The following is a 22,847-nucleotide window of genomic DNA, read 5'->3' on the forward strand; positions in this document are numbered from 1 at the left end:
AATTCTGCTGTTAGTATCGGCCAGGATGAGAGCGCCAGTTTCAATCGCTATTGTTGTGGGGGACGACTGCTGGGGAGGCCTTGCCCTGCTGGCGCGGGAAGCGTTTGCCATCGCCGGCACGCTGCATGCGCGCAACGCGGACCTGCGCGCAGCGGAGCTGTTCCGGGCGCGCCTGGTGGCCATCGAACGGGCGCCGGTGCGCTCCTTCACCGGCCCGTCATTGCAGCCGGAGGCAACGCTGGCCGAGATGCCGGCGCCGCAGGCCGTCATCGTGCCGCCTTATTATTTGCCGCTGTCGGCGCGCCAGCCGATTGCATCGCCGCTGCGCGATTGGCTGCTGCAAGCCCACGCCGCCGGCGCCGTGCTGGTGGGCATGGCGGGCGGCATGCGCATCCTGGCCGAGACCGGCCTGCTCGACGGCCGTGAAGTGACCGGCAACCTGTCGGACCAGCGCGTCTTTGCCCAACACTACCCGGAAGTGCGCTTCAGCCCCGACGTGCCGCTGGTGATCGACGGCAGCATCATCAGCGCCGGTTCGGTCAACCCCTGCCTGGATGCCTGCAGCTACCTGGTCGGCCACTTCCACGGCGACGCGGTGGCGCACAAGCTCTCGCGCTATACCAATCCCCCCAGCCAGCCGAGCGCGGGGCACATCGCGCTGCGCAATGCAGGGCTGAAACAGCATGGCGACCAGCGCATCCGCCAGGCGCAGGAATACATCGAGCGCTGCTTCAAGCAGGACTTGACGGTGGAAGGGGCGGCGCAGCGCACGGCCATGAGCGTGCGCAATTTCTCGCGCCGCTTCCAGCATGCGGTGGGCATGCCGCCGCACATCTATATCGCGCGCTGCCGCGGCGAATATGCCAAGGAATTGCTGGCCAGGCCGGGCCTGTCGATGCTGCAGGTTGCGCTGCGATCGGGCTTCCGCACGGAAGCCATGCTGCGCCGGACCTTCAGCCAGTTGTTCGATACCACGCCGGCAGCCTACCGCGCAGCGGCGGCTGCGCGGCGCGACTGAAGCGAAGGATCAACGGCGCGCGACTAGCAGGCCGACAATCACACCGATGGCGGCGCCGGTGGCAACCGCCTTCCACGGATTGTCGTGTACATAATGGTCGGTGGCCTGGGCTGCCATCTTGCCACGGGCAAGCACACTGTCTTCCAGCTTCAGCAGGTCACGCTTGGCGGTACGCAGCGTGTCTTCGAACTTGGCCTTGACCATGCCCAGGTCTTCGGAATTGGCCGTGGCAGCATTGCGCAGCCAGGTTTCGGCATCCTGTACGGCCTGTTTCAGGTCGCCCATCAGCTTTTCGCGGGCTTCCATGTTTTCGTTGTGGCTATGGCTTTTGCCGTTGGCAACGCCGCCGCCGTTGGGTTTTGCGGGAGTAGCTTGTGGTGTCTGGTCCATGATCGCCTCGTCTCAGTGAACAGCACTCGGAGTAAATTCCAGTATAGGTCAGCGCAACGCGTAGTCGAGCGCAATGCCTGCGAAGACTGCCGCGCCCAGGTAGTTATTGTGGCGGAAGGCGGCAAAGCAGGGCGCACGCTCGCGCCCGCGGATCAGGAAGTAGTGGTAAACCGCGCAGCCGGCTGCCACTGCCATGCCCAGCAGGAAGGGCAGGCCCAGGCCGAACTGCTGGCCGACCACCAGCAGGATGGCCAGGTGCACCGCGTAGCAGAGCATGATGGCGGCCACGTCGAAACGGCCGAAGGTGATGGCGGAAGTCTTGATGCCGATCTTCAGGTCGTCGTCGCGGTCGACCATGGCGTATTCGGTATCGTAGGCGACGGCCCAGAAAACATTCCCCGCCAGCAGCAGCCAGGCCACCGGCGGCACCGTGTTTTGCACCGCGGCGAAGGCCATCGGCATGCCGAAGCCGAAGGCGATGCCGAGGTAGGCTTGCGGAATGGCGAAGAAACGCTTGAAGTAGGGGTAGGTGCCGGCAATGATCAGCGCCGCCACGCTCAATTGCTTGACCAGCGCATTTAGCGGCTGGATCAGGAGGAAGGCCAGCAGCGACAGGCCGGCAGCGATCAGCAGCGCTTCCTTGCCGCTGACGCGGCCGCTGGTGATCGGGCGCTCGGCGGTGCGCTTGACGTGCTTGTCGAAGTCCTGGTCGGCGTAGTCGTTGACGGCGCAGCCGGCCGAACGCATCAGGAAAGTGCCCAGCGAGAAGATCAGCAGCAGCTTCCAGTCCGGCACGCCGCCGGAAGCCAGCCATAGCGCGGCCAGGGTCGGCCACAGCAGCAGCACGGTGCCGATCGGCTTGTCCAGCCGGACCAGGCGGAAATAGAGTTCGAGTTTGCTCAGGGGGGGAGTCGTCGCATGCATGCCGGCATTTTACTCTTCGTCGCCGTTCAGCATGCGGACGCCGGGCAGCTGGCAATCGGCCACCGCGGCGACGATGGCATCGATGGCAGCCTTGCGCGTGAAGCTCTTGCGCCAGACGATCACCACGCGCCGGTTCGGCTCCGGCTTATCGAAATAGCGGAACGACAACATGCCGTCGCGGCCTTCCATGTCCGGCACCGAGGCGCGCGGCAGCACGGTCAGGCCGATGCCGCTGGCCACCATATGGCGGATGGTCTCCAGCGACGAGCCTTCGAAGGTGCGCTGCATGCCGTTGCCCGGCGCGGAAAAACGCGCCATTTCCGGGCACACTTCCAGCACCTGGTCGCGGAAGCAGTGGCCGTTGCCTAGCAAAAGCATGGTTTCGGTCTTCAGGTTTTCGGCGGGAATGGTGCTGCGCGCGGCCCAGGGATGGTTTTTTGGCATCGCCACCACAAACGGCTCGTCGTACAGCGGCTGTACCGCCATGCCGTGTTCCGGCAGCGGCAGCGCCATGATGGCGGCGTCCAGCTCGCCCTGGCGCAGCATTTCCAGCAGCTTGACGGTAAAGTTCTCCTGCAGGACCAGCGGCATCTGCGGCGTGGTTTCAATCATCCGCTTGACCAAAGGCGGCAGCAGGTAGGGGCCGATGGTGTAAATGACGCCCAGCCGCAACGGCCCGGCCAGCGGGTCCTTGTTCTGTTTTGCCAGTTCCTTGATCGCTGCCGTCTGTTCCAGCACCCGTTCGGCCTGAGCCACGATCTGGGCGCCCAGCGGGGTGACCGAGATTTCCGCCCCGCCGCGCTCGAACAGCACGACGCCGAGCTCGTCTTCCAGTTTCTTAATTGCGACAGAAAGAGTGGGTTGAGCGACAAAACATGCCTCGGCGGCATGGCCGAAGTGTTTCGCTCTGGCAACCGCTACGATATATTTGAGCTCGGTCAGTGTCATAAACCCATTTGAACACAGTTGAATGCCTTGTTGCAATGCCATGAATGGGGGAGGGCTCTGGCTATAATGACCTGCAAAACCATAAAACGAGGCGAATATGTCTTCCACACTTGGCCATGAAGAGGCCCAGTCGTATATCTTTAAACTGCTGACGGCCATGCACCAGGTCGGCGGCTCCGACCTGTTTATTTCGGCGGATTTCCCCCCCAGTATCAAGTCGCAGGGCTCGATGCGCGCCCTGAGCCAGCAGCGCCTGACCCCGGACGTGACCCGGGCCCTGGCTTACGCCATCATGAACGAGAAGCAGCGCCGCGAGTTCGAAACCGAGCTTGAGTGCAATTTCGCGATTTCGCTGCCCAATGTCTGCCGCTTCCGCATCAACGTCTTCGTGCAGCAGCAGGCAGTGGGCATGGTGTGCCGCACCATCGCCTCGGAAATCCCGAACTTCGAAAAGCTGGACCTGCCGGAAGTGCTGAAAGAAGTCGTGATGACCAAGCGCGGCCTGGTGCTGGTGGTGGGCGGTACCGGCTCCGGCAAGTCGACCTCGCTGGCGGCCATGATCGATTACCGCAACCAGAATTCGGCCGGCCATATCATTACCGTGGAAGACCCGGTCGAATATGTCCACAAGAACAAGAACTGCCTGATTACCCACCGCGAAGTGGGCGTGGACACCCTGTCCTGGCACCATGCGCTGAAAAACACACTGCGCCAGGCGCCGGACGTGATCCTGATCGGCGAGATCCGCGACACGGAAACCATGGAGCACGCGATCGCCTTCGCCGAGACGGGCCACTTGTGCCTGGGCACGCTGCACGCGAACAATGCCAACCAGACCATGGACCGCATCATCAACTTCTTCCCGGAAGAACGCCGCAACCAGCTGCTGATGGACCTGTCGTCCAACCTGCGCGCCATCGTCTCCCAGCGTCTGATCCGTACCGAGGATGGCAAGGGCCGCAAAGCCGCCATTGAGATCCTGCTGAACACGCCGACCATCTCCGAGATGATCTTCAAAGGCAACTTCCACTCGATCAAGGAGATCATGGCCAAGTCGCGCGAGCTGGGCATGTGCACCTTCGACCAGGCCTTGTTCGAACTCTATAATAAGGGCTACATCGCTTACGAAGAGGCGCTGCGCAATGCCGACTCGACCAACGGCCTGCGCTTGCAGATCAAGCTGAATAGCAGCCGTCCACCACCAGACGCCGCTGCGCCTGCCGCGGCGGCGCCGAAGTCGTCGGGCGGCCTGAGCATGCAGCTGGATGAAGAAGAGGAAGAAGAAGGCGAATGATCGATTTTGAAAAGAAGATGTGCTCGCGCGACGAACTGGCCGCGCGGGTGGCTGCGCTGCCGAAGCCGGTGGTGATGACCAACGGCGTGTTCGATATCCTGCACCGTGGCCATGTCACCTATCTGGCGCAAGCGCGTTCGCTGGGCGGCTCGCTGGTGGTGGCGGCCAACACCGACGCTTCCGTCAAGCGCCTGGGCAAGGGTGATGACCGGCCCCTGAACAATTGCGAAGACCGCATGGCGCTGCTGGCGGCGCTGGAATCGGTCAGCCTGGTGGTGCCGTTTGACGAGGACACCGCGCTGGAAGCGGTGCTGCAGGCGAAGCCCGAGATTTACGCCAAAGGCGGCGATTACGATATGACCGCGATCCCGGAAGGGCAGGCGGTGCTGGCATACGGCGGCAAGGCGGTGGCCATCGATTTCGAGCACGACCGCTCGACCACCAAGCTGCTGGCCAAGGTGCGCATGTTTGGACAATAGGAGGCCGTCATGGCTTTTGGTGTGCTGCTGACCGACGAGGGCGTGGCCGAATTGGGCGCCACGCTAAAGGATTACCTGTCTGACGGACCTTCTGGCAAATTCCTGCCCTGCAAGGAGGCCAGCCCCGACCGTAGCTTCTTCCACCTGATCTCCGAGGCCCGTAATGCCGAGGGGGCGATGGTCGAAGTCGAGCTGTACATCCCCAACCGCTACGTCAAGCTGGTGATGTCGGGGCTGGAGCGCAAGCACATTGGCTTCCTCTGATAGTCGTAGTCGTTCAGACTTGGCATGATGGAGAATGTCCGTTGAATTGGGGGGCGTTTGGGCCGTTCCGGCCAAGAGCGGAAGGCCAGTGGCGTCTGCTAGACTTGATTGATTACCCCTCAACTTGAAGCTGGCTCACATGCGGTCTGAGTTTAAAAATGACGCGTTGAACGAGTTTGCTTCGCGTGTATTAAGAGTGAACCATGCTGGGGGAAATGGGGCGGTTCACATTTACTCCGGGCAGATTTTTATGGCACGGTTCACCGCCCCATCAATGGTCGCGGAACTCATTGAGTTCAAGTCGCATGAAGAGCGGCATCGCGCCATATTCTGGAATGAGATGACGGTTCGAAAGCAAAGGCGCTGCAAAAGCTACTGGCTCTGTGGCGCGGGTGGCTTCGTTCTTGGAGTGGTGAGTGGGGCGTTTGGCCGCCGCGCTATTGCGGCAACGACCGTCGCCGTCGAGCGCGTTGTGCTTCGTCACATGGAGGAGCAGCTTGTACTATTAGCAGGAAAGGACGAGGCTGCATTCCATGCCGTCGCTTCAATAGTTATTGAGGAGAGACAGCACCATGATCGGTCGGTCTGTCATATTGCGCAGGCCGGGTTTTGGTCGCGGATTCTTTCGCCGGTCGTGGCTGCAGCAACGGAAGCCGTCATTTGGATCGGAATGCGTGTGTGAGAGCAGTCATCTGCTGGCGGCCAGTAGCGGCCCTTCAAATTTTGAATTTTCGTATAAGGTCATGAAGGATTCAACATGCAGGAAACAAACACCGTGACTGAGGCGATTGCCAAGGACGCTTTATCCGCTGTTGAATTCCACCCGCTTCATGCTGAGGCAATCAGTTGGGGACATTGCGTGAGCGATGTATTCGCACAGCCGAAGAGCTTCATAGACCGTGCCCGCATTTCCGAAGAAAAAAGAAAGTCTATTCACGAAGCTCTGGGGGGCGTCTCAACTGTTCTGTTGGTGAGCTACTGGGCCTCGGACAAGAATCCCGAGCGCCTCGCTGGATTTGGAAAACTATATGCCTTTCTCGTCCATCCCGAAACTTTTGAAGTTCTTCTAGCCGAGGTAAGCACATGGCGCTCGTAATTCACCGGAGGCGAGGAGCGCGTACAATCGGCCGAGGCTGTGTAAAAACATAAAATCATGTAAACGAGATCGCCCCGGTAAACGTTGAGCGAGTATCTCATGACCGAGGGTGCCAAATGAAGCGCTTTGTCGAAGGCGAGAATCGCGAACAAGGTACGCTGCTCCCTGAGCACCTAGACGATTTCGTTGGCGCCGATAATCCAGTCCGGGTCGTTGATGTTTTCGTCGAAGAGCTCGACCTGGGAAATCTCGGGTTCCAACGTGTGCTGCCAGCGAAAACTGGGCGGCCCGCGTACCATCCGGCAGTGCTGCTAAAGCTCTACATCTACGGCTACCTCAATCGCATCCAGTCAAGCCGGCGGCTTGAACGTGAAGCACAGCGCAACGTTGAACTGATGTGGTTGACTGGGCGCCTGGCGCCGGACTTCAAGACGATAGCGAACTTCCGAAAGAACAACGGTAAAGCGATCCGAAGTGTTTGCCGCCAGTTTGTCGTGCTGTGCCAGCAACTGGACCTCTTCTCGGACGCGGTCGTTGCGATCGACGGCAGCAAGTTCAAGGCGGTCAATAGCAGCGACCGCAACTTCACCAATGCCAAACTCAAGCGGAGGATGGAAGAGATTGAAGTCAACATCAATCGCTACCTGGCTGAACTCGACACCGCTGACAGACAAGAGCCGACGGCAGCATAAGCGCGCAGTGTCCGGCTCAACGACAAGATTGCGGCGCTGAAATCGCAAATGGCCACGCTCAAGGAAATTGAAGCGAGGCTTGAAGTGACAGGGGGAAACGCAAGTATCGCTGACAGATCCTGATGCGCGCTCAATGAAGTGTCGCGGTGCCGGAATTGTTGGCTATAACGTGCAGACAGCTGTCGACACCAAACATCATCTGATCGTTGAGCATGAAGTCACCAATGTCGGCAGCGATCGGGATCAACTATCCGGCATGGCCAAGAAGGCCCGCGCCGCAATTGACAGCGCTACGCTGACCGTTATTGCTGATCGCGGCTACTTCAAAGGCGAGGAAATCCTGGCATGCTGCGATGCCGGCATTGTCCCCTTGGTGCCAGCGACGACAACGTCAAGTGCGAAAGCGGAGGGACGATTCGACAAGGCCGATTTCATCTACGACAAACAGAAAAATGAGTATCGATGCCCAGCAGGTCAATCGCTGATCTGGCGTTTCGCGACCATTGAAAAAGGCATGACGAATCATCGCTACTGGAGTTCGAACTGCAAAGGCTGCCCGCTTAAGGAAAAATGCACGCCAAGCCCACAGCGACGTGTGACGCGCTGGGAACATCAAGACGTGCTTGATGAAATGCAGGGGCGTCTTGAAAAGCAACCCGATGCCATGCGAATCCGGCGTTCCGCCGTTGAGCATCCGTACGGTACGATCAAGTCCTGGATGGGGTGGACGCACTTCCTGACGAAAGGCCTTGCGAGCGTGAAGACAGAGATGAGCCTTCACGTGCTTGCCTATAACCTCAAACGCTTGATGACCCTGCTTGGAATCGCAGGGGTGATGGGCGCGATCAGGGCATATGCCCTTTTTTCAAGCCTGAAACGCCTGCATTGGGCATTCACTTGCTGAACCTGCCGAAAGCGCCAAAGAGGAAGCGAAGCCTCCGCAATGCCTGGTGGGCCTTCCAAATTTACCCGTGCAGGTAAAATTACGTTGCCAGCACACGTTGCTGTGTTTTTACACGGCCTGGGCCATTAGGAGACAAGCGGTGCACGAACAATCTGCGGCAAACGACAGCCTGGACTATGAGCGAATCGGTCGATTCATTTATTCATTCCTTCGAATTTGTGGATCAGTTGATGTGTTGACTGAAACTGCGGCGCTCGGAAATATGCCACGAGACCTTGCAGTGCGCGCCTCCAATGTCGCCCAAAAGTTCGATTACATTTTGAAGAACAGCGCTTCCGTGCCTGAAGGTGAGCTTGAATCCACGCTCAGTGAAGTGACAGAAGTCCAAACTGAGATTGATAAATGGCGATTCAGAGATTCGGGGCGGTAGCCGGCCAGAAGCGGAAATACCCAAGTCGCAGCGTTTGGTTCGTATACGATCACGCAATAGAGATCCAGGCCCCCTTTAGAGTCATACTCGTACCATGAGTCCCCGAAATGCTAATACGTCTCTAGTCGCTGCTCTTCGCTCGCGCTTTCAAACGGAAGCAGCGCTGACCGATGATTGGCTTCGAGAAAGGGGATGGGATCCTGCAGACGATGATACGGCACTCAACTGGGTCGAGGCATTTGCGGAGAGGACAACTGAAGCCGTCAGGCGTCGGGATGCCGAAGCAGTTCGAGCGCATACGAACTTCATCGCCGCCGCGTATCGTGCCGAGCCGGCTGAATTGCGGACCATCGTCGATGTGTCATATGCCGAGAACCTTATGTGGGATTCAAGCGTCGAAGATAAAAAGTGGGCCTGGATATTTATTGCTGCGGAAATTCGGCAACTTTTCACGGAAATGTGGGGCGACCCTACAATAGATTAGGTAAAGGATGGGGGCGCCATTCGTTTAAACGAGCACAATCGGCTAGCAGCAGCTGCGGAAGCTGTCGGCCGCCCGGCGCGTTCTGTCAAGTTCGAGCTGGGATAGATTAGTGCTGCAGGATGGTGATCTTGCCGTCCGCCTCAAGGAAGGCGTACTTCATTTTCTCGCGTGGACAATCGGCTTCACGCAGTGATTGTTCCAGGTCGCTTTCTGTGACGTGGTTGCGGCGCAGGGCTTCCTTGAAGATCTGGCCGTCGCGGCCCAACAGCACGGCGGTGCCTTCGACTATATCGGCAGCTTTCTTGCTGCGGGCAGTGATGAAGGCGATCGCCACGTTCAGCGCAACCAGGGTGACAACCACGATCAAGCCGCCGGCAACCGAATCGTCGCCACCTGTCAGTCCGGGCGACACCGCCTCGCTGAGCAGCATCACCACCAGCAAGTCGAAAGGCGTGAACTGGCCGATGGTGCGCTTTCCGCTCAGGCGCATCATCAGCAACAGCACGCCGTAAATCGCGACGCCGCGCATGATGTATTCCCACCAAGGCAAATCGAGGTCGAACATTGCTGCCTCCTTCCTGCCCGGTTATACGACGAATCACTGCGACCCGGCCACACGCTTCGATCCAGCAACGCACAGTTGACGGGCTCAGGTCAATATCTCAAAATATTCGATCTTGATTTATGGAAACATGCTTGATGAAGAATGCGATTGCTGTGTTGAGCCTGTGCAGCAGCCTGCTGCCGGTGCTGGCGTGGGCGGACGAAGTGGACTACATCACTGGCAAGCTGGTTGAAGAGGCTCCGCTGAAATGTCTTGATGAGGCGCTCACCATTTCGAACAATCATTTTCGCAGCATCCTGCCCGACCTGATGCTGGATGGCGCGCGCGATCTGAGGAAATGGGGGCCGGAATGGGGGCCGGGCAATGAAAACTATCGCCAGGCACGCGACCTGCTGGAAATGGCTTTCCAGGATGATGAGGTGAGCAACGGGCCGTTGCTCGACGCAGGCTTGCCCCCTTTGCTGCATACCATGGTGAGTGCTTGGACGCCGGCCCAGCGCACGGAATTCCAGGCCTTCCTGAAGCAGAAGGGCGGCCGCCTCTACAGGGATACGATGATGGACGGCGCAATGTGCGAAGCCCTGATCGAGTTGAGTTCGACGCCTCCGCATCCACTGCCTCCAGGCGCGGATAAGAATCGCCTGTACGCGCTTGCAACAGGGATTGGTATCCGCAAGATGACGATGGAGCTGGAGTTCAACCTGCTGCCAAAGGACCAGGCAGCCCAGGTCGAGAAGGCAGGGGCGGAGTTGAGCAAATCCGTGAAGCAGGCATTCGGCACGGTGTCCCAGGCTTACGCTGCGCGCGCGGAACAAGTGTTCCGTGCCGTGGAGCCCGATTTGAAGAAAATCCTGGCGGCCTACAAGCCGTAGCGCTGCCGATTACTCAGGCGCCGCCGGCGTAGCCGTGCTGGCGCCAGGCTTCGAACACTACCACCGCAACGGTATTGGACAGGTTGAGGCTGCGGTTGCCGGGCATCATCGGCAGGCGGATGCGCTGTTCGGGCGGGAACGATTCGCGGAACTCAGGTGCCAAGCCACGGGTTTCGCTGCCGAACACAAACACGTCTCCTGGCTGGAAAGCCAGCTCGGCGAAGGGGCGCGAGCCGTGGGTGGTCATGGCGAACATGCGGCTGGTGTCAGGCTGGACGTCGGCCAGGAAGGCAGCCCAGTCCTTGTGCACCTTCATCTGCGCATACTCGTGGTAATCGAGGCCGGCGCGGCGCATCTTGGCGTCGTCCAGCGGGAAGCCGAGTGGTTCGATCAGGTGCAACTGCGCGCCAGTGTTCGCGCACAGGCGGATCACATTGCCCGTGTTGGGCGGGATTTCCGGGTTGACCAGCACTACATGAAACAAATCGTTCTCCTAATTCGTGTTCGGGGGCGTGCGGGCGAATACATAGTTCGTCACGCGCGCGGCGCCGTGGCGCTTAAGCGTTGCGGCAAGTTCCTGCAGCGTTTCGCCGCTGCTCATGACATCGTCCACCAGGCCGATATGCCGGCCTTCGACCAGCGCCCGCTCGGGAATCGCAAAGGCATGCGCGATATTGGCATGGCGCGCGCCGTGCGGCGTGCTGCTCTGGGCCAGCGTGTCGCGCACGCGTACTGCGAGTTTGGCATGGACGGCGATGCCAAGAGCTTTGCCTAGCGGGCGGGCGATTTCCAGCGCCTGGTTGAAACCGCGTTCCGACAGGCGCTGCAAGCCAAGCGGCACGGGGCACAGCAGGGCGGGGCGCGGGTGACGCCCGGCGTCGGCGCGCTGCACCGCGTCCGCCAGCAGGCCGGCAAACAGGCGCGCCAGCGCAAGCTGACGGGCGAATTTTAACTGAAGCACGAGGCGGTCTACAGGAAGGGCGTAGTCGGCAGCGGCCACCGTGGCGTCGAAGGCGGGACGCTGGGCCTGGCAGCGGCCGCAGGGGACAGGCTCCAGGTCCACGGGCGCTGGCGGCAGTGGGTTGGCGCAGATCGGGCAGCGGGGAACCGTGGCGGCGAAGAACTGCTGGCGGCAGCCGGGGCAGAGCAAAGCTGGTCCGCTGGCGCCGCACAGCACGCAATTACAGGGCAACAGGGCGGCCAGCAGGCCATTGGCAAATGCACTACCCATCGCAAATCCCCGCGAACGAGTAAACTGCCCGGATTATCCCATTAAAGAACCGTATTAAATATGCAAGCCCCAGCAAAACCGCCGAAATTGAGCGCTCCTATTGACCTGGATCGAGTCCGCGCCCTGTTTGCCGACCCGGCTCGTGTGGCGGAATCCGATTTCCTGCGGCGCGAGATTGCCAGCCGCATGCACGAGCGCCTGCAACTGGTCAAAGTCAACCCGCTGCGCGTCATCGACGCGGGTTGCGGCACCGGCCCGGACCTGCCGGCCTTGCAAAAAAGCTATCCCGCCGCCCAGATCCTGGGCGTCGACACGTCGCCCGCCATGATTGCCGCCGCCCGTGGCCAGGCCGGCAAAACGGGCCTGAGCCAGTTGATTGGCAAATTGCTACCAGCAAAATCGGGCATTGACTACCTGTGCGCTGATATGGCCGACCTGCCGCTGGCACGGAACAATGCGGACCTGGTGTGGTCTAACCTTGCGCTGCACTGGCACCCGCAGCCGGACCGTGTGTTTGCGGAATGGCATCGTGTGCTGAAGGTGGGCGGCCTGTTGATGTTTTCCTGCTTCGGCCCGGATACGCTGCAGGAATTGCGCGCGGCCTTCGCCGAAGTGGACCTGGCGCCGCACACGCTGCCCTTCGTCGACATGCACGATTTCGGCGACCAACTGGTGGAAGCCGGCTTTGCCGAGCCGGTCATGGACATGGAAAAGATCACGGTGACCTACGACAGCGCCGACAAGCTGCTGGCCGATGCCCGCGCGCTGGGCGGCAACCCGCTGCAGACGCGGCGCAAGGGGCTGCTCGGAAAACAGGCATACCAGCGCATGCTGCAAGGCCTGGAAAAGCAGCGCCGCGCGGACGGCAAGCTGGCGCTGACGTTTGAAGTAATCTACGGCCATGCCTTCCGCCCGGCCCCTAGGGTCACCAGCAGCGGCGAAGCCATCATCCGTTTTGACTTGCCAAGAAAGCCTAAAAAATAGGCAGGGAAGGGCAGGGTTACTTGCGTATACCACAGTGAGGGATGTGCTGCCCTTGATGTAGGACATGTTCACTGAGTATAATCTTTAGCTAATTTTGCCAAGACTTCGCCCAGCCGAACGCAACAAGGCGGTCCAGGCCAGGCAAATATGGCAGCAAAGCTATCGGTGATGTGTGGTCATCGGGAGTGTTTTTCAAGGTTCCAGCACAGTCCGGTCGCGAACTTTTTTGCGCTGGCTTGGCTCGGAGCCTTTAGGTGTTTAGCGTGCGGCGGGTCCGCGGTTAGGCGGGCCTGGCGCACAAAAATCTTCTTTATTTTTGGGTGGTTGGGGAAAACATGAAACTTGCGAAGCGACTTCAATCGTTGATGCTCGGCTTGGCCGTTACCGCCGCAGCGATGCCGGCGTGGGCCGAGCCTGCGGCGACAGCGGCCAGCGACTACACGGCAAAGACCGGGGGCACCGGCGGTCCGATGGTCCATCAGTTGAACCTGCAGGCTCCTGCAACAAAGATCGCTGAAAACATCTATGACCTGCACACCATGATGATGGTCATCATTATGGTCATCTTCGTCGCCGTGTTCGGCGTGATGTTCTACTCGATCTTCAAGCATCGCAAGTCGGTCGGCCACAAAGCGGCCACCTTCCACGAATCCACCGCCGTTGAAATCGCCTGGACCGTCGTGCCTTTCCTGATCGTTATCGGCATGGCACTGCCAGCAACCAAGACCGTGGTTGCGATGAAAGACACCTCCAACGCCGACATCACCATCAAAGCCACCGGCATGCAGTGGAAATGGGGCTATGACTACCTGAAGGGCGAAGGCGAAGGCATCTCCTTCATCTCCAACCTGTCGACCCCGCGCGCGCAAGTGGGCAACCCGGGCGAAGAATTCACCGGCAAGCGCAACGAAAACTATCTGATGGAAGTGGACAACGAAGTCGTGGTCCCGGTCGGCAAGAAGATCCGCATCGTCACCACCGCCAACGACGTGATCCACGCCTGGATGATCCCGGCCTTCGGCGTCAAGCAGGATGCGATTCCTGGCTTCGTGCGCGACACTTGGTTCAAGGCTGAATACACCGGCACCTTCCGCGGCAACTGCGCCGAGCTGTGCGGTAAAGAGCACGCCTTCATGCCGATCGTGGTCAAAGTCGTGAGCGCCGAAGAGTACACCGCCTGGGTCAATGGCAAGAAGAAGGAAATGGCTGCCCTGGCAGACGATCCGAACAAGACCTGGACCATCGACGAACTGAAGACCAAGGGCGAAAAAGTCTACACCGCCAATTGCGCAGTCTGCCACCAGGCAAACGGCAAGGGCGTGCCAGGCGCCTTCGCGGCACTGGACGGCTCCGAAGTGGTGAACGGCCCGAAAGCCGAACAGATCAAGGTGCTGCTGCACGGTAAGAAGTCGGGCAAGTTCCCGTCCGAAATGCCGGCATGGAAGCAACTGTCGGATACTGATATCGCGGCTGTTATTACCTACACCCGCAACAACTGGTCGAATAAGCCAGCGGAAAACATCGTTCAGCCAGCCGAAGTTGTGGCTGCTCGCGCCAAGTAATTAGGAGCATTACATGAGCACTATCGATCACGCACACGATCACGCCCACGGCGACCACGATCACGCACACGATCACCCACACGGCTTGAGCCGTTGGCTGTTCGCGACCAACCACAAGGACATCGGTACCTTGTACATGTGGTTCTCGTTCATCATGCTGCTGTCCGGCGGCGTGCTGGCGCTGATGATCCGTACCGAGCTGTTCAAGCCTGGCCTGCAGTTCTTCCAGCCTGAGTTCTTCAACCAGCTGACCACCATGCACGGCCTGGTGATGGTGTTCGGCGCCATCATGCCGGCCTTCGTCGGCTTCGCCAACTGGATGATTCCGCTGCAGATCGGCGCATCCGACATGGCGTTCGCCCGCATGAACAACTTCTCGTTCTGGCTGCTGCCTCCTGCAGCGATCCTGCTGGCCGGCTCGTTCTTCGTGCCTGGCGGCGCGACTGCTGCCGGCTGGACCTTGTACGCTCCGCTGTCGACCCAGATGGGCATCGGCATGGACATGGGTATCTTCGCCATGCACATCATGGGCGCGTCGTCGATCATGGGTTCCATCAACATCATCGTCACCATCCTGAACATGCGCGCTCCTGGCATGACCCTGATGAAGATGCCGATGTTCTGCTGGACCTGGCTGATCACCGCCTACCTGCTGATCGCCGTGATGCCGGTCCTGGCAGGCGCCATCACCATGACCCTGACTGACCGTCACTTCGGCACTTCCTTCTTCAACGCCGCCGGCGGCGGTGACCCTGTCATGTACCAGCACATCTTCTGGTTCTTCGGTCACCCAGAGGTGTACATCATGATCCTGCCGGCCTTCGGTATCGTGTCGCAGATCATCCCGGCCTTCGCCCGCAAGCAGCTGTTCGGCTACGCTTCGATGGTGTACGCCACCGCGTCCATCGCGATCCTGTCGTTCATCGTCTGGGCCCACCACATGTTCACCACCGGCATGCCGGTGACCTCGCAGCTGTTCTTCATGTATGCAACCATGCTGATCTCTGTGCCGACCGGCGTGAAGGTCTTCAACTGGATCGCGACCATGTGGAAAGGCTCGATGACCTTTGAAACCCCGATGCTGTTCTCGGTCGGCTTCATCTTCGTGTTCACCATGGGCGGCTTCACCGGCCTGATGCTGGCAGTGACCCCGGTCGACATCCAGCTGCAGGACACCTACTACGTGGTGGCGCACTTCCACTACGTGCTGGTGGCAGGTTCCCTGTTCGCGCTGTTCGCAGGCTTCTACTACTGGGTACCGAAGTGGACCGGCCACATGTACAACGAGACGATGGGCAAGGCTCACTTCTGGCTGTCGCTGATCACCTTCAACGTGACCTTCTTCCCAATGCACTTCCTGGGCCTGGCCGGCATGCCGCGCCGCTACGCCGACTACCAGGCGCAGTTCACCGACTTCAACTCGATCGCTTCGATCGGTGCTTTCGGTTTCGGCCTGAGCCAGGTGTTCTTCCTGTTCTTCGTGGTACTGCCAACCATCCGTGGCGGCAAGCAGGCGGAAGCCAAGCCATGGGATGGCGCTGAAGGCCTGGAGTGGACCGTGCCGTCGCCGGCGCCGTTCCACACCTTCGAAGTACCGCCGACTGTCAAGTAACAGCTTTTCGGGGACGGGCCAGCCCGTCCCCTATAGGAAGTACCATGTCTGACCCGAAGAAGCCGAATAGCAACCTGCGCCTGGCCCTGATTTTGTTGTCGGTCGCCGTAGTGTTCTTTGTTTCCGTCATCGGCAAGCAATGGATGCTGGGGCACCACTGAAATGAGCGGCGGCGAGAACAAGAAGCTGCTCGGCAAGTTGCTGGTCATTGCCGTCATGATGTTCGGCTTTGGCTATGCGCTGATACCGGTGTACAAGCACCTGTGCGAGGTGCTTGGCCTGAACCTGATCGATGGCAAGCCGCAGGAAGTTGCCAAGAACAGCCAGGTCGACATGAGCCGTGACATCACGGTGGAGCTGGTCAGCAATGTGCAGGGCACCTTGCGTTTCCGCGCCACCCAGAATAGCGTGACCGTGCACCCTGGCGAAATGACGACGGTGGTGTACGAGGTAGTCAACAGCGTGGACCGCACGGTGAAGGCGCAAGCCGTCCCGAGCTACACGCCGATGGAAGTAACGCCGCATTTCAAGAAGGTGGAATGCTTCTGCTTCAAGGAGCAGACGCTGAAACCGAAAGAAGCGCGGCAGATGCCCGTGGTGTTCTTCATCGATCCGGCGGTGCCGAAGAGCGTGAAGACCGTCACGCTGTCGTACACCTTTATCGAGGCGGGCGGCCTGGGCAACCAGACCGCAGCCAATTAAGGAAGGCAGATGGGATCGTTTTTGTATTCGATGAAAGCAGTGATCTGGTCGTTCTTCGGCCTGCGCCGCAAAAGCGATTTTGAGCAGGACCAGGAGAAGATCAAGCCGGTCCACGTCATCATCGCCGGACTGCTGGGCGCGGCCCTGTTCATCGGCTTGCTGGTTTCGATCGTCAAACTCGTGGTTTCAAAGTAAATTATTGCAGGATTTTAGGGAGAACAAGATGAGCTCTAATAACGCCGCGGCACCGTACTACTTCGTGCCTGGTCCTTCCAAGTGGCCGATGCTGGCAGGTATTTCCCTGCTGGTGACCATGATTGGCGCATCCGCATGGGTCAACGACGCACCATGGGGCATGATCGTCAACAATATCGGCATCGTCATGACCCTGGCCGTGCTGTACTTCTGGTTCGGCGACGCCATCTCCGAGTCCGAGAAGGGCCTGTACTCCAAGCGCATCGACGTGTCCTATCGCTGGTCGATGGGCTGGTTCATCTTCTCCGAAGTGATGTTCTTCGGCGCCTTCTTCGGCGCGCTGTACTACGCACGCCAGATCACCATGCCTTGGCTGGCCGACCTGGACCACAAGCTGATCTGGCCTGACTTCGCCGCCAACTGGAACGGCAACGTCGGTCCTGCCGGCACCGTGGACACTTATACCCCGATGGGCCCGTTCCCGATCCCGACCATCAACACCGCGCTGCTGCTGGCATCGGGCATGACCCTGACCATTTCGCACCACGCACTGCAAGCTGCCAACCGCTCCAAGGCGATCTTCTGGCTGGCTGCCACCGTGCTGCTGGGCGCAACGTTCATGGGCTTCCAGGCGTATGAATACATGCACGCATACAGCGAACTGAACCTGAAGCTGACCTCGGGCATCTACGGCTCGACCTTCTTCATGCTGACCGGATTCCACGGCTTCCACGTGACGATGGGCGCCATCATGCTGTCCGTCGTGCTGTACCGCCTGATCCGCGGCGACATGAGCGCCGAACACCACTTCGCCTTCGAAGGCGCGGCCTGGTATTGGCACTTCGTTGACGTCGTCTGGCTGGGCCTGTACGTGGTCGTGTACTGGATGTAAGACGCGGTTATAATCTACCCGCAAAAAAGCCGCATCGGCCAGAACGCGCCCTAGGTCGCGCTCTGTGCAGATGCGGCTTTTTGCATTTAGCGTATGCCAGTTGGCTTAATATAGCCGAGCTTTGCCAGCACCAGGATGGTGATGAACAGCGCGATCGAGAAGCCCACGCGCAGCGCAAAAGCGCGCACCATTTTCGGGTTGGCCGATTTGCTGCGCATCATGCTGATGAAGGCTGAAGCCAGGCTGCCAATGATCAGCACGAAGGCTACGGCAACGAAGTATTTCATGGTAAGTAGGCGGTTTCTGAGGAACCTTATTGTATGGCATTCCGCTTCCGGTTGATCCCCTTCCTGGCCACCGTGGTGCTGGTGGCGATCGGCGTTTCCGCCGGCCGCTGGCAGGATGGCCGCGCGGCCCAGAAGTTGGCGCTCGAGGCGCGCCTGGCGGCCGGCAATGCCGCTGCGCCTTTGGATCTGGGCGCCGCGCCGGTGGCTGCCGCCGACATTGAGTTCCGTCGCGTGCGCCTGCGAGGCGAGTGGGACAGCAGCTGGCCGGTCTACCTCGATAACCGTCCGCGCGCGGGACGTCCCGGCTTCTACTTGTTGATGCCTTTGCGGCTGGCCGGCAGCGATATGCATGTGCTGGTGGCGCGCGGCTGGCTGCCGCGCGATATGGCCGACCGCAGCAAGCTGCCCTCGTATGCGACGCCGGCGGGCCCGGTGGTGGTCGAAGGCATCGCTCGGCTGGCGCCGGGGCATGTGATGCAACTGGGCGAAGCGCCCAAACTGGCCCCTGGCGCGATCGTGCAGAATGCCGATGCGGCGTCGCTTGCCGCGGCGACCGGCTGGAAGTTCCAGCCGTTAGTGGTCGAGCAGTCGTCGCCGGATGGCGCGACCGCCACCGCCGAAGCGCTGCAGCGCGACTGGCCCGCCCCGGCGATGGGCGCGGACAAGCATAAAGGTTACGCCTTCCAGTGGTATGCGCTGGCGGCAATGGCAGTACTTTTCTTTGTATTCACCGGATTGAGAAAAAGTGGAAAACGCTAAACAAGACGAGAACCAGCGCCGCCGTGGACGCTGGAGCATGTTCGCGGTGCTGCTGGTGTGCGCCGCGCCGATCATTGCCTCCTACTTCACCTACTACTTCATCAAGCCGGAAGGCCGCACCAACTACGGCGACCTGCTCGACCCGCGCCAGCACCCGATCCCGGCCATGGCCAGCACCACGGTGGACGGCAAGCCGCAGACGCTGGAAGACTTCAAGGGCAAGTGGCTGATGGTCAAGGTGGGCGGCTCGGCCTGCGACCAGAAGTGTCAGGACATGCTGTTCATGATGCGCCAGCTGCGCACCATGCAGGGCAAGGAAGCCGACCGCATCGAGCGCGTGTGGCTGATCACCGATAACGAGCCGCTGGAAACCTTCATGCTGCGCGTGAACGACGGCACCCGCTTCCTGCGCGCGCCGGCCGACGCGGTGGCGAAGTGGCTGCCGCTGGAAAAGGGCGGCAAGGTGGAAGAGCACATCTACCTGATCGACCCGATGGGCCATCTGATGATGCGCTTCCCGAAAGACGCCGAGCCGGCCAAGGTGAAGAAGGACCTGGCCAAGGTGCTCAAGGCTTCGGCTATCGGCTAAGGCGGGCTCGATGGACCATCACTCCTTTGCCCATATGGCGATTACGGCCTTGGTCGTAGCGTCGCTGCCGCTGTCGGTCGTCTGGATTTCCAGGGACACCAACAAGTACCGCAAGCTGGTCTGGATCGCGGTCTTCCTGACCTTCGACCTGATCGTGTTCGGCGCCTTCACGCGACTGACCGATTCGGGCCTGGGCTGCCCGGACTGGCCGGGCTGCTACGGGGAAGCCAATCCTTTCATCGCGCATGAGCAGATCCGCGCCGCCGAAGCGCTGATGCCGACCGGTCCGGTCACCATGATGAAGGCCTGGATCGAGATGATCCATCGCTATCTCGCCATGGGCATCGGCGTGCTGATCGTGGCCATGATGGGCGTGGCGTGGTGGCGCTCGACGGGCAGGGGGGGCGCCGGCGCCGGTGCAGGCATGGCGCGCCGCATTCCGCCAGGCTACCCGACTTTCCTGTTCTTCTTCATCCTGCTGCAAGGCGCGTTTGGCGCCTGGACCGTGACGCAGAAGCTGCAGCCGATCTTCGTGACCGGCCACCTGGTGCTGGGCATGTCCCTGCTGGCGCTGCTGGCCTGGTTCGGCGGCCGCGAAGACCAGCTGCATGCGCCGCTGCCGCGCGCAGCGGGCTCGCAAGCGGCGCGCCTGGGCCGTATCCGCCTGCTGGCGGGGCTGTCCGGCGTGGTGCTGCTGGTGCAGCTGGCGCTGGGCGCCTGGGTCAGTTCGAACTACGCGACGCTGGCCTGCACCGAATTCCCGACGTGTGCCGGGGCCTGGGTGCCGCCGATGGACTTCGAGCACGGCTTTCACCTGTGGCGTGCGCTGGGCAAGACCGCTGCCGGCCACTACCTGCCTTTCGAGGCGCTGACGGCGATCCATTGGGTGCATCGCAACTTTGCTGCCGTGGTGGTGCTGGTGCTCGGCGTGACCGCCTGGCAGGCATGGCGCGTCGAAGGCCTGGGCAGGCACGCGCGCTGGATGGCGGCGGTGCTGGTGCTGCAGGCATTTACCGGGGTGGCGACCGTTTATTTCAACTTCCCGCTGGCCATTGCCGTGATCCATAACGCCGGTGCGGCAGCCCTGGTGCTGTTGCTGACCATGATAAACTACAGGGCTAAGTACCTGGCTGCCCCCGCCTACCAATAACAATGAAATCCTCGACCTCCCGCATGGGCCAGTACTGGGCCCTGACCAAGCCGCGCGTGACGCAGCTGGCGGTGTTTTGCGCCGTCATCGGCATGTTCCTGGCCTCCGACGGCATGCCTGACTGGCGCGTGGTGATCGCGGCGACTGCCGGCATCTGGTTGCTGTCCGGCGCGGCGTTTGCCGTCAACTGCCTGGCCGAGCGCGAAATCGATGCCCGCATGGCGCGCACCGCGCGCCGCCCGATGGCGATGGGCGATATCACCGTTCCCCAGACCGTGGTGTTTGCCGCCGCGATCGGCGGCGCCGGCATGTGGATCCTGCACCAGCTGGTCAACCCGCTGACCATGTGGCTGACCTTTGTCACCTTCGTCGGCTACGCCGTGATCTACACCATGATCCTGAAGCCCGCTACGCCGCAGAACATCGTGATCGGCGGCCTGTCCGGCGCGATGCCGCCGGCCCTGGGCTGGGCCGCCATCGCCAACGACGTGCCAATGCAAGCCTGGCTGCTGGTGCTGATCATCTTCGTCTGGACCCCGCCGCACTTCTGGGCGCTGGCGATGTACCGCAAGGCCGACTACGAGCGTTCCGGCTTGCCGATGCTGCCGGTCACCCACGGCATGGGCTTCACCGCCTTCCACGTCTGGCTGTACTCGATCATCCTGGCTGCCACCACGCTGCTGCCGTTCGCCGTGAAAATGAGCGGCCTGATTTACCTGTTCAGCGCGATTGCCCTGAACGCGGTATTCTTGTACTACGGCTGGCGCATTTACAAGCACTACAGCGATATCGTTGCGCGCAAGGCTTTCACCTGGTCCATCATCTACCTGTCGCTGCTGTTCGCGGCGCTGCTGGTCGACCACTATTTCAAGTTCTAAGTCATGAAAAAACTGTTTGCGGCACTGTTCATGCTGCTGGCGCTGGCCGCTTGCGGCGAGAAGCAGCTGAAGTTTGAAAACACCGACCTGACGGGCCTCGACTACGGCAAGGGCTTTTCGCTGAATGACCACACCGGCAAGCCGGTGACGCTGGAATCCTACAAGGGCAAGGTGGTGGTGCTGTTCTTCGGCTTTACCCATTGCCCGGACGTGTGCCCGACCACCATGGCTGAAATGTCGGCCGTGATGAAGGAGCTGGGGCCGGACGCCGACAAGGTGCAGGTGCTGTTCGCCACCCTGGACCCTGAACGCGACACCAAGGAACTGCTGTCGCAATATGTTCCGGGCTTCGACCCGCGCTTCGTGGGCCTGTATGGCACGCCGCAGCAGGTCGCCGCCACCGCCAAGGAGTTCAAGGTGTTCTACCAGAAGGTGCCTGGCAAGACGCCTGACAGCTACACCATCGACCATACGGCCGGCAGCTATGTGTTCGACAAGAGCGGCAAGCTGCGCCTGTTCCTGCGCCATGGCGGCGGGCCGGCGCCTATCGTGCATGACCTGAAGCTTCTCGTCGCCAACTGATTCCTGCTAAGCTAAGGGCATGGAACAACGATTTCAGCCCTATAGCCGCCTGGCAGCCATTGTCTTCCTCGTCATTGGCTGCCTCTACGTCCTGCGCCCCTTCCTGGCCGGCATCCTGTTTGCCGCCGCCATTGCGATTTCTTCCTGGCCCCTGTACCAGCGCCTGCTGGCGCGCCTGAAAGGCCGGCGCACGCTTGCTGCGGCGGTGATGACGGTGACGCTGGTCTTGATCATCGTCTTGCCGCTGTCGCTGGTGACATGGAATATCGCCGACAGCGTAACCCACTTCTACCGCGGTGCCCGCGATGCGCTCGATGCCGGCGGCTTCGAGCCGCCAGCGTGGCTGCGCCAGTTGCCCCTGGTGGGCGAGTCGGTCGATTCCTACCTGCGCCAGATCCTGAGCAGCAAGGAGGAGCTGCTGGCCGTGGCCAAGAAATACGTGGAACCGGCCCGCAACATCCTGCTCAATAGCGGCATCGTGCTGGGCGCCGGCGTGGCGCAGGTCAGCCTGGCCGCCTTTGTCTCGTTCTTCCTGTACCGCGACGGCCATAACATCGTGGCCGCGCTGGAAGTGGGCATGGACAAGATCATGGGCGAACATGCGGTCGAAGTCGCGGAGACTGTCAGCCGTACCGTGACCGGCGTGATGTACGGCATGCTTGGCACCGCGCTGGCGCAGGCAGCCGTAGCGGCGGTGGGTTTCCTGATTGCGAGGGTGCCCGCGGTGGCCCTGCTGTCGGTAGCCACCTTTGTCTTCTCGCTGGTGCCGGTGGGCCCGCCGCTGATCTGGGGCGGTGCGGCGATCTGGCTGTTCTCGCAGGGGATGACCGGCTGGGGCATCTTCATGCTGATTTACGGCACGGTCGTGATCAGCGGCGTGGATAATGTGGTCAAGCCGATCCTGATTTCGCGCGGCTCCAGCCTGCCGTTCGCGCTGGTGCTGCTTGGCGTGATGGGGGGCGTGCTGGCCTTCGGCTTCGTCGGCCTGTTCATCGGCCCGACCCTGCTGGCGGTGGCGCTTGGCCTGCTCAGGAACTGGACCAAGGTCAAGCCAGTCGTTTGAG

General features: G+C 60.8%; 29 protein-coding genes and 1 pseudogene. 23 read left to right on the forward strand and 7 right to left on the reverse strand.

What is annotated here, in order from left to right:
* Positions 1-55: 55 nt before the first annotated feature.
* Positions 56-1,018 (forward strand): GlxA family transcriptional regulator, encoded by a 963-nt coding sequence (locus ACN9MZ_RS06985; protein ID WP_426341491.1) that lies wholly within the window; start codon positions 56-58, stop codon positions 1,016-1,018.
* A gap of 9 nt (positions 1,019-1,027) precedes the next feature.
* On the opposite strand, the gene ACN9MZ_RS06990 is transcribed toward ACN9MZ_RS06985, so the two are convergent.
* Genes ACN9MZ_RS06990 through ACN9MZ_RS07000 form a run of 3 tightly spaced genes read right to left on the reverse strand, consistent with a single transcriptional unit; the run spans position 1,028 to position 3,280 of the window.
* Positions 1,028-1,408: a DUF883 family protein gene (locus ACN9MZ_RS06990; RefSeq protein WP_426341492.1), complete on the reverse strand. Its 381-nt coding sequence runs from the start codon at positions 1,406-1,408 to the stop codon at positions 1,028-1,030.
* 48 nt (positions 1,409-1,456) lie between these two features.
* Positions 1,457-2,311, reverse strand: coding sequence for a 4-hydroxybenzoate octaprenyltransferase (gene ubiA, locus ACN9MZ_RS06995; RefSeq protein ID WP_426342871.1), 855 nt, complete (start codon positions 2,309-2,311; stop codon positions 1,457-1,459).
* Positions 2,312-2,341: 30 nt separating this feature from the next.
* Positions 2,342-3,280, reverse strand: a complete 939-nt coding sequence (locus ACN9MZ_RS07000; RefSeq protein ID WP_426341493.1) for a LysR substrate-binding domain-containing protein — start codon at positions 3,278-3,280, stop codon at positions 2,342-2,344.
* Positions 3,281-3,377: 97 nt separating this feature from the next.
* Between ACN9MZ_RS07000 and ACN9MZ_RS07005 the strand changes: the two genes are divergently transcribed.
* From ACN9MZ_RS07005 to ACN9MZ_RS07040, 8 genes and pseudogenes are all read left to right on the forward strand, one after another.
* A complete protein-coding gene (locus ACN9MZ_RS07005; protein WP_426341494.1) occupies positions 3,378-4,574 on the forward strand; it encodes a PilT/PilU family type 4a pilus ATPase in 1,197 nt (398 codons plus the stop codon).
* Positions 4,571-5,053, forward strand: a complete 483-nt coding sequence (locus ACN9MZ_RS07010; protein ID WP_426341495.1) for an adenylyltransferase/cytidyltransferase family protein — start codon at positions 4,571-4,573, stop codon at positions 5,051-5,053. The genes ACN9MZ_RS07005 and ACN9MZ_RS07010 overlap by 4 nt, the downstream gene beginning before the upstream one ends.
* 9 nt (positions 5,054-5,062) lie before the next feature.
* The gene (locus tag ACN9MZ_RS07015; RefSeq protein ID WP_426341496.1) at positions 5,063-5,317 is read left to right on the forward strand and encodes a hypothetical protein; all 255 of its coding nucleotides are present in this window, start codon (positions 5,063-5,065) and stop codon (positions 5,315-5,317) included.
* 139 nt (positions 5,318-5,456) lie between these two features.
* A complete protein-coding gene (locus ACN9MZ_RS07020) occupies positions 5,457-5,999 on the forward strand; it encodes a demethoxyubiquinone hydroxylase family protein (RefSeq protein WP_426341497.1) in 543 nt (180 codons plus the stop codon).
* A gap of 75 nt (positions 6,000-6,074) precedes the next feature.
* Positions 6,075-6,413, forward strand: a complete 339-nt coding sequence (locus ACN9MZ_RS07025; RefSeq protein ID WP_426341498.1) for a hypothetical protein — start codon at positions 6,075-6,077, stop codon at positions 6,411-6,413.
* A gap of 116 nt (positions 6,414-6,529) precedes the next feature.
* Positions 6,530-8,009 (forward strand): annotated as a pseudogene (locus ACN9MZ_RS07030) (IS1182 family transposase).
* Between the two features lie 139 nt (positions 8,010-8,148).
* Positions 8,149-8,439 carry a hypothetical protein gene (locus ACN9MZ_RS07035; RefSeq protein WP_426341499.1) on the forward strand — a complete coding sequence of 97 codons (291 nt, stop codon included), beginning with the start codon at positions 8,149-8,151 and terminating at the stop codon, positions 8,437-8,439.
* A gap of 94 nt (positions 8,440-8,533) precedes the next feature.
* Positions 8,534-8,923 (forward strand): DUF7674 family protein, encoded by a 390-nt coding sequence (locus tag ACN9MZ_RS07040; protein WP_426341500.1) that lies wholly within the window; start codon positions 8,534-8,536, stop codon positions 8,921-8,923.
* Positions 8,924-9,029: 106 nt separating this feature from the next.
* Here the strand turns inward: ACN9MZ_RS07040 and ACN9MZ_RS07045 are convergent, their stop codons facing one another.
* Positions 9,030-9,488: a DUF421 domain-containing protein gene (locus ACN9MZ_RS07045; RefSeq protein WP_426341501.1), complete on the reverse strand. Its 459-nt coding sequence runs from the start codon at positions 9,486-9,488 to the stop codon at positions 9,030-9,032.
* 134 nt (positions 9,489-9,622) lie between these two features.
* On the opposite strand from ACN9MZ_RS07045, the gene ACN9MZ_RS07050 reads away from it, so the two are divergent.
* On the forward strand, positions 9,623-10,360 hold the full coding sequence (locus ACN9MZ_RS07050) for a hypothetical protein (RefSeq protein WP_426341502.1): 738 nt from the start codon (positions 9,623-9,625) through the stop codon (positions 10,358-10,360).
* Between the two features lie 13 nt (positions 10,361-10,373).
* Here ACN9MZ_RS07050 and trmL read toward each other — a convergent pair whose 3' ends face one another.
* Entirely contained in the window at positions 10,374-10,844 is a 471-nt protein-coding gene (trmL, locus tag ACN9MZ_RS07055) for a tRNA (uridine(34)/cytosine(34)/5-carboxymethylaminomethyluridine(34)-2'-O)-methyltransferase TrmL (protein WP_426341503.1), read from the reverse strand.
* A gap of 9 nt (positions 10,845-10,853) precedes the next feature.
* Positions 10,854-11,591 carry a phosphoribosyltransferase family protein gene (locus tag ACN9MZ_RS07060; RefSeq protein WP_426341504.1) on the reverse strand — a complete coding sequence of 246 codons (738 nt, stop codon included), beginning with the start codon at positions 11,589-11,591 and terminating at the stop codon, positions 10,854-10,856.
* A gap of 60 nt (positions 11,592-11,651) precedes the next feature.
* Between ACN9MZ_RS07060 and ACN9MZ_RS07065 the strand changes: the two genes are divergently transcribed.
* The 7 genes from ACN9MZ_RS07065 to ACN9MZ_RS07095 all read left to right on the forward strand — a co-directional run bounded on the left by ACN9MZ_RS07065 (position 11,652) and on the right by ACN9MZ_RS07095 (position 17,538).
* Entirely contained in the window at positions 11,652-12,575 is a 924-nt protein-coding gene (locus ACN9MZ_RS07065; RefSeq protein WP_426341505.1) for a methyltransferase domain-containing protein, read from the forward strand.
* A gap of 335 nt (positions 12,576-12,910) precedes the next feature.
* Positions 12,911-14,137 carry a cytochrome c oxidase subunit II gene (coxB, locus tag ACN9MZ_RS07070; protein ID WP_426341506.1) on the forward strand — a complete coding sequence of 409 codons (1,227 nt, stop codon included), beginning with the start codon at positions 12,911-12,913 and terminating at the stop codon, positions 14,135-14,137.
* A gap of 13 nt (positions 14,138-14,150) precedes the next feature.
* A complete protein-coding gene (ctaD, locus tag ACN9MZ_RS07075; protein ID WP_426169200.1) occupies positions 14,151-15,749 on the forward strand; it encodes a cytochrome c oxidase subunit I in 1,599 nt (532 codons plus the stop codon).
* Between the two features lie 44 nt (positions 15,750-15,793).
* On the forward strand, positions 15,794-15,910 hold the full coding sequence (locus tag ACN9MZ_RS07080) for a cytochrome oxidase small assembly protein (protein ID WP_229209989.1): 117 nt from the start codon (positions 15,794-15,796) through the stop codon (positions 15,908-15,910).
* A 1-nt stretch (position 15,911) separates the two neighbouring features.
* Positions 15,912-16,451: a cytochrome c oxidase assembly protein gene (locus tag ACN9MZ_RS07085; RefSeq protein WP_426341507.1), complete on the forward strand. Its 540-nt coding sequence runs from the start codon at positions 15,912-15,914 to the stop codon at positions 16,449-16,451.
* A gap of 9 nt (positions 16,452-16,460) precedes the next feature.
* Positions 16,461-16,646, forward strand: a complete 186-nt coding sequence (locus ACN9MZ_RS07090; RefSeq protein ID WP_426341508.1) for a DUF2970 domain-containing protein — start codon at positions 16,461-16,463, stop codon at positions 16,644-16,646.
* Between the two features lie 28 nt (positions 16,647-16,674).
* A complete protein-coding gene (locus ACN9MZ_RS07095) occupies positions 16,675-17,538 on the forward strand; it encodes a cytochrome c oxidase subunit 3 (RefSeq protein WP_426341509.1) in 864 nt (287 codons plus the stop codon).
* An 86-nt stretch (positions 17,539-17,624) separates the two neighbouring features.
* Here the strand turns inward: ACN9MZ_RS07095 and ACN9MZ_RS07100 are convergent, their stop codons facing one another.
* Positions 17,625-17,825 carry a DUF2909 domain-containing protein gene (locus tag ACN9MZ_RS07100; protein WP_155455435.1) on the reverse strand — a complete coding sequence of 67 codons (201 nt, stop codon included), beginning with the start codon at positions 17,823-17,825 and terminating at the stop codon, positions 17,625-17,627.
* A gap of 33 nt (positions 17,826-17,858) precedes the next feature.
* Between ACN9MZ_RS07100 and ACN9MZ_RS07105 the strand changes: the two genes are divergently transcribed.
* The 6 genes from ACN9MZ_RS07105 to ACN9MZ_RS07130 are packed head-to-tail and all read left to right on the forward strand — an operon-like array spanning position 17,859 to position 22,846.
* Positions 17,859-18,584 carry an SURF1 family protein gene (locus tag ACN9MZ_RS07105; protein ID WP_426341510.1) on the forward strand — a complete coding sequence of 242 codons (726 nt, stop codon included), beginning with the start codon at positions 17,859-17,861 and terminating at the stop codon, positions 18,582-18,584.
* A gap of 37 nt (positions 18,585-18,621) precedes the next feature.
* Positions 18,622-19,173 carry an SCO family protein gene (locus ACN9MZ_RS07110; RefSeq protein WP_426342872.1) on the forward strand — a complete coding sequence of 184 codons (552 nt, stop codon included), beginning with the start codon at positions 18,622-18,624 and terminating at the stop codon, positions 19,171-19,173.
* 10 nt (positions 19,174-19,183) lie between these two features.
* Positions 19,184-20,323: a COX15/CtaA family protein gene (locus tag ACN9MZ_RS07115; protein ID WP_426341511.1), complete on the forward strand. Its 1,140-nt coding sequence runs from the start codon at positions 19,184-19,186 to the stop codon at positions 20,321-20,323.
* Between the two features lie 2 nt (positions 20,324-20,325).
* Positions 20,326-21,201: a heme o synthase gene (gene cyoE, locus ACN9MZ_RS07120; RefSeq protein WP_426341512.1), complete on the forward strand. Its 876-nt coding sequence runs from the start codon at positions 20,326-20,328 to the stop codon at positions 21,199-21,201.
* Positions 21,202-21,204: 3 nt separating this feature from the next.
* The gene (locus ACN9MZ_RS07125) at positions 21,205-21,783 is read left to right on the forward strand and encodes an SCO family protein (RefSeq protein ID WP_426341513.1); all 579 of its coding nucleotides are present in this window, start codon (positions 21,205-21,207) and stop codon (positions 21,781-21,783) included.
* Between the two features lie 19 nt (positions 21,784-21,802).
* Entirely contained in the window at positions 21,803-22,846 is a 1,044-nt protein-coding gene (locus tag ACN9MZ_RS07130) for an AI-2E family transporter (RefSeq protein WP_426341514.1), read from the forward strand.
* Position 22,847: the final 1 nt, after the last annotated feature.

The organism is Pseudoduganella sp. S-14, from assembly GCF_049913285.1.
Taxonomy (GTDB): domain Bacteria; phylum Pseudomonadota; class Gammaproteobacteria; order Burkholderiales; family Burkholderiaceae_D; genus Rugamonas.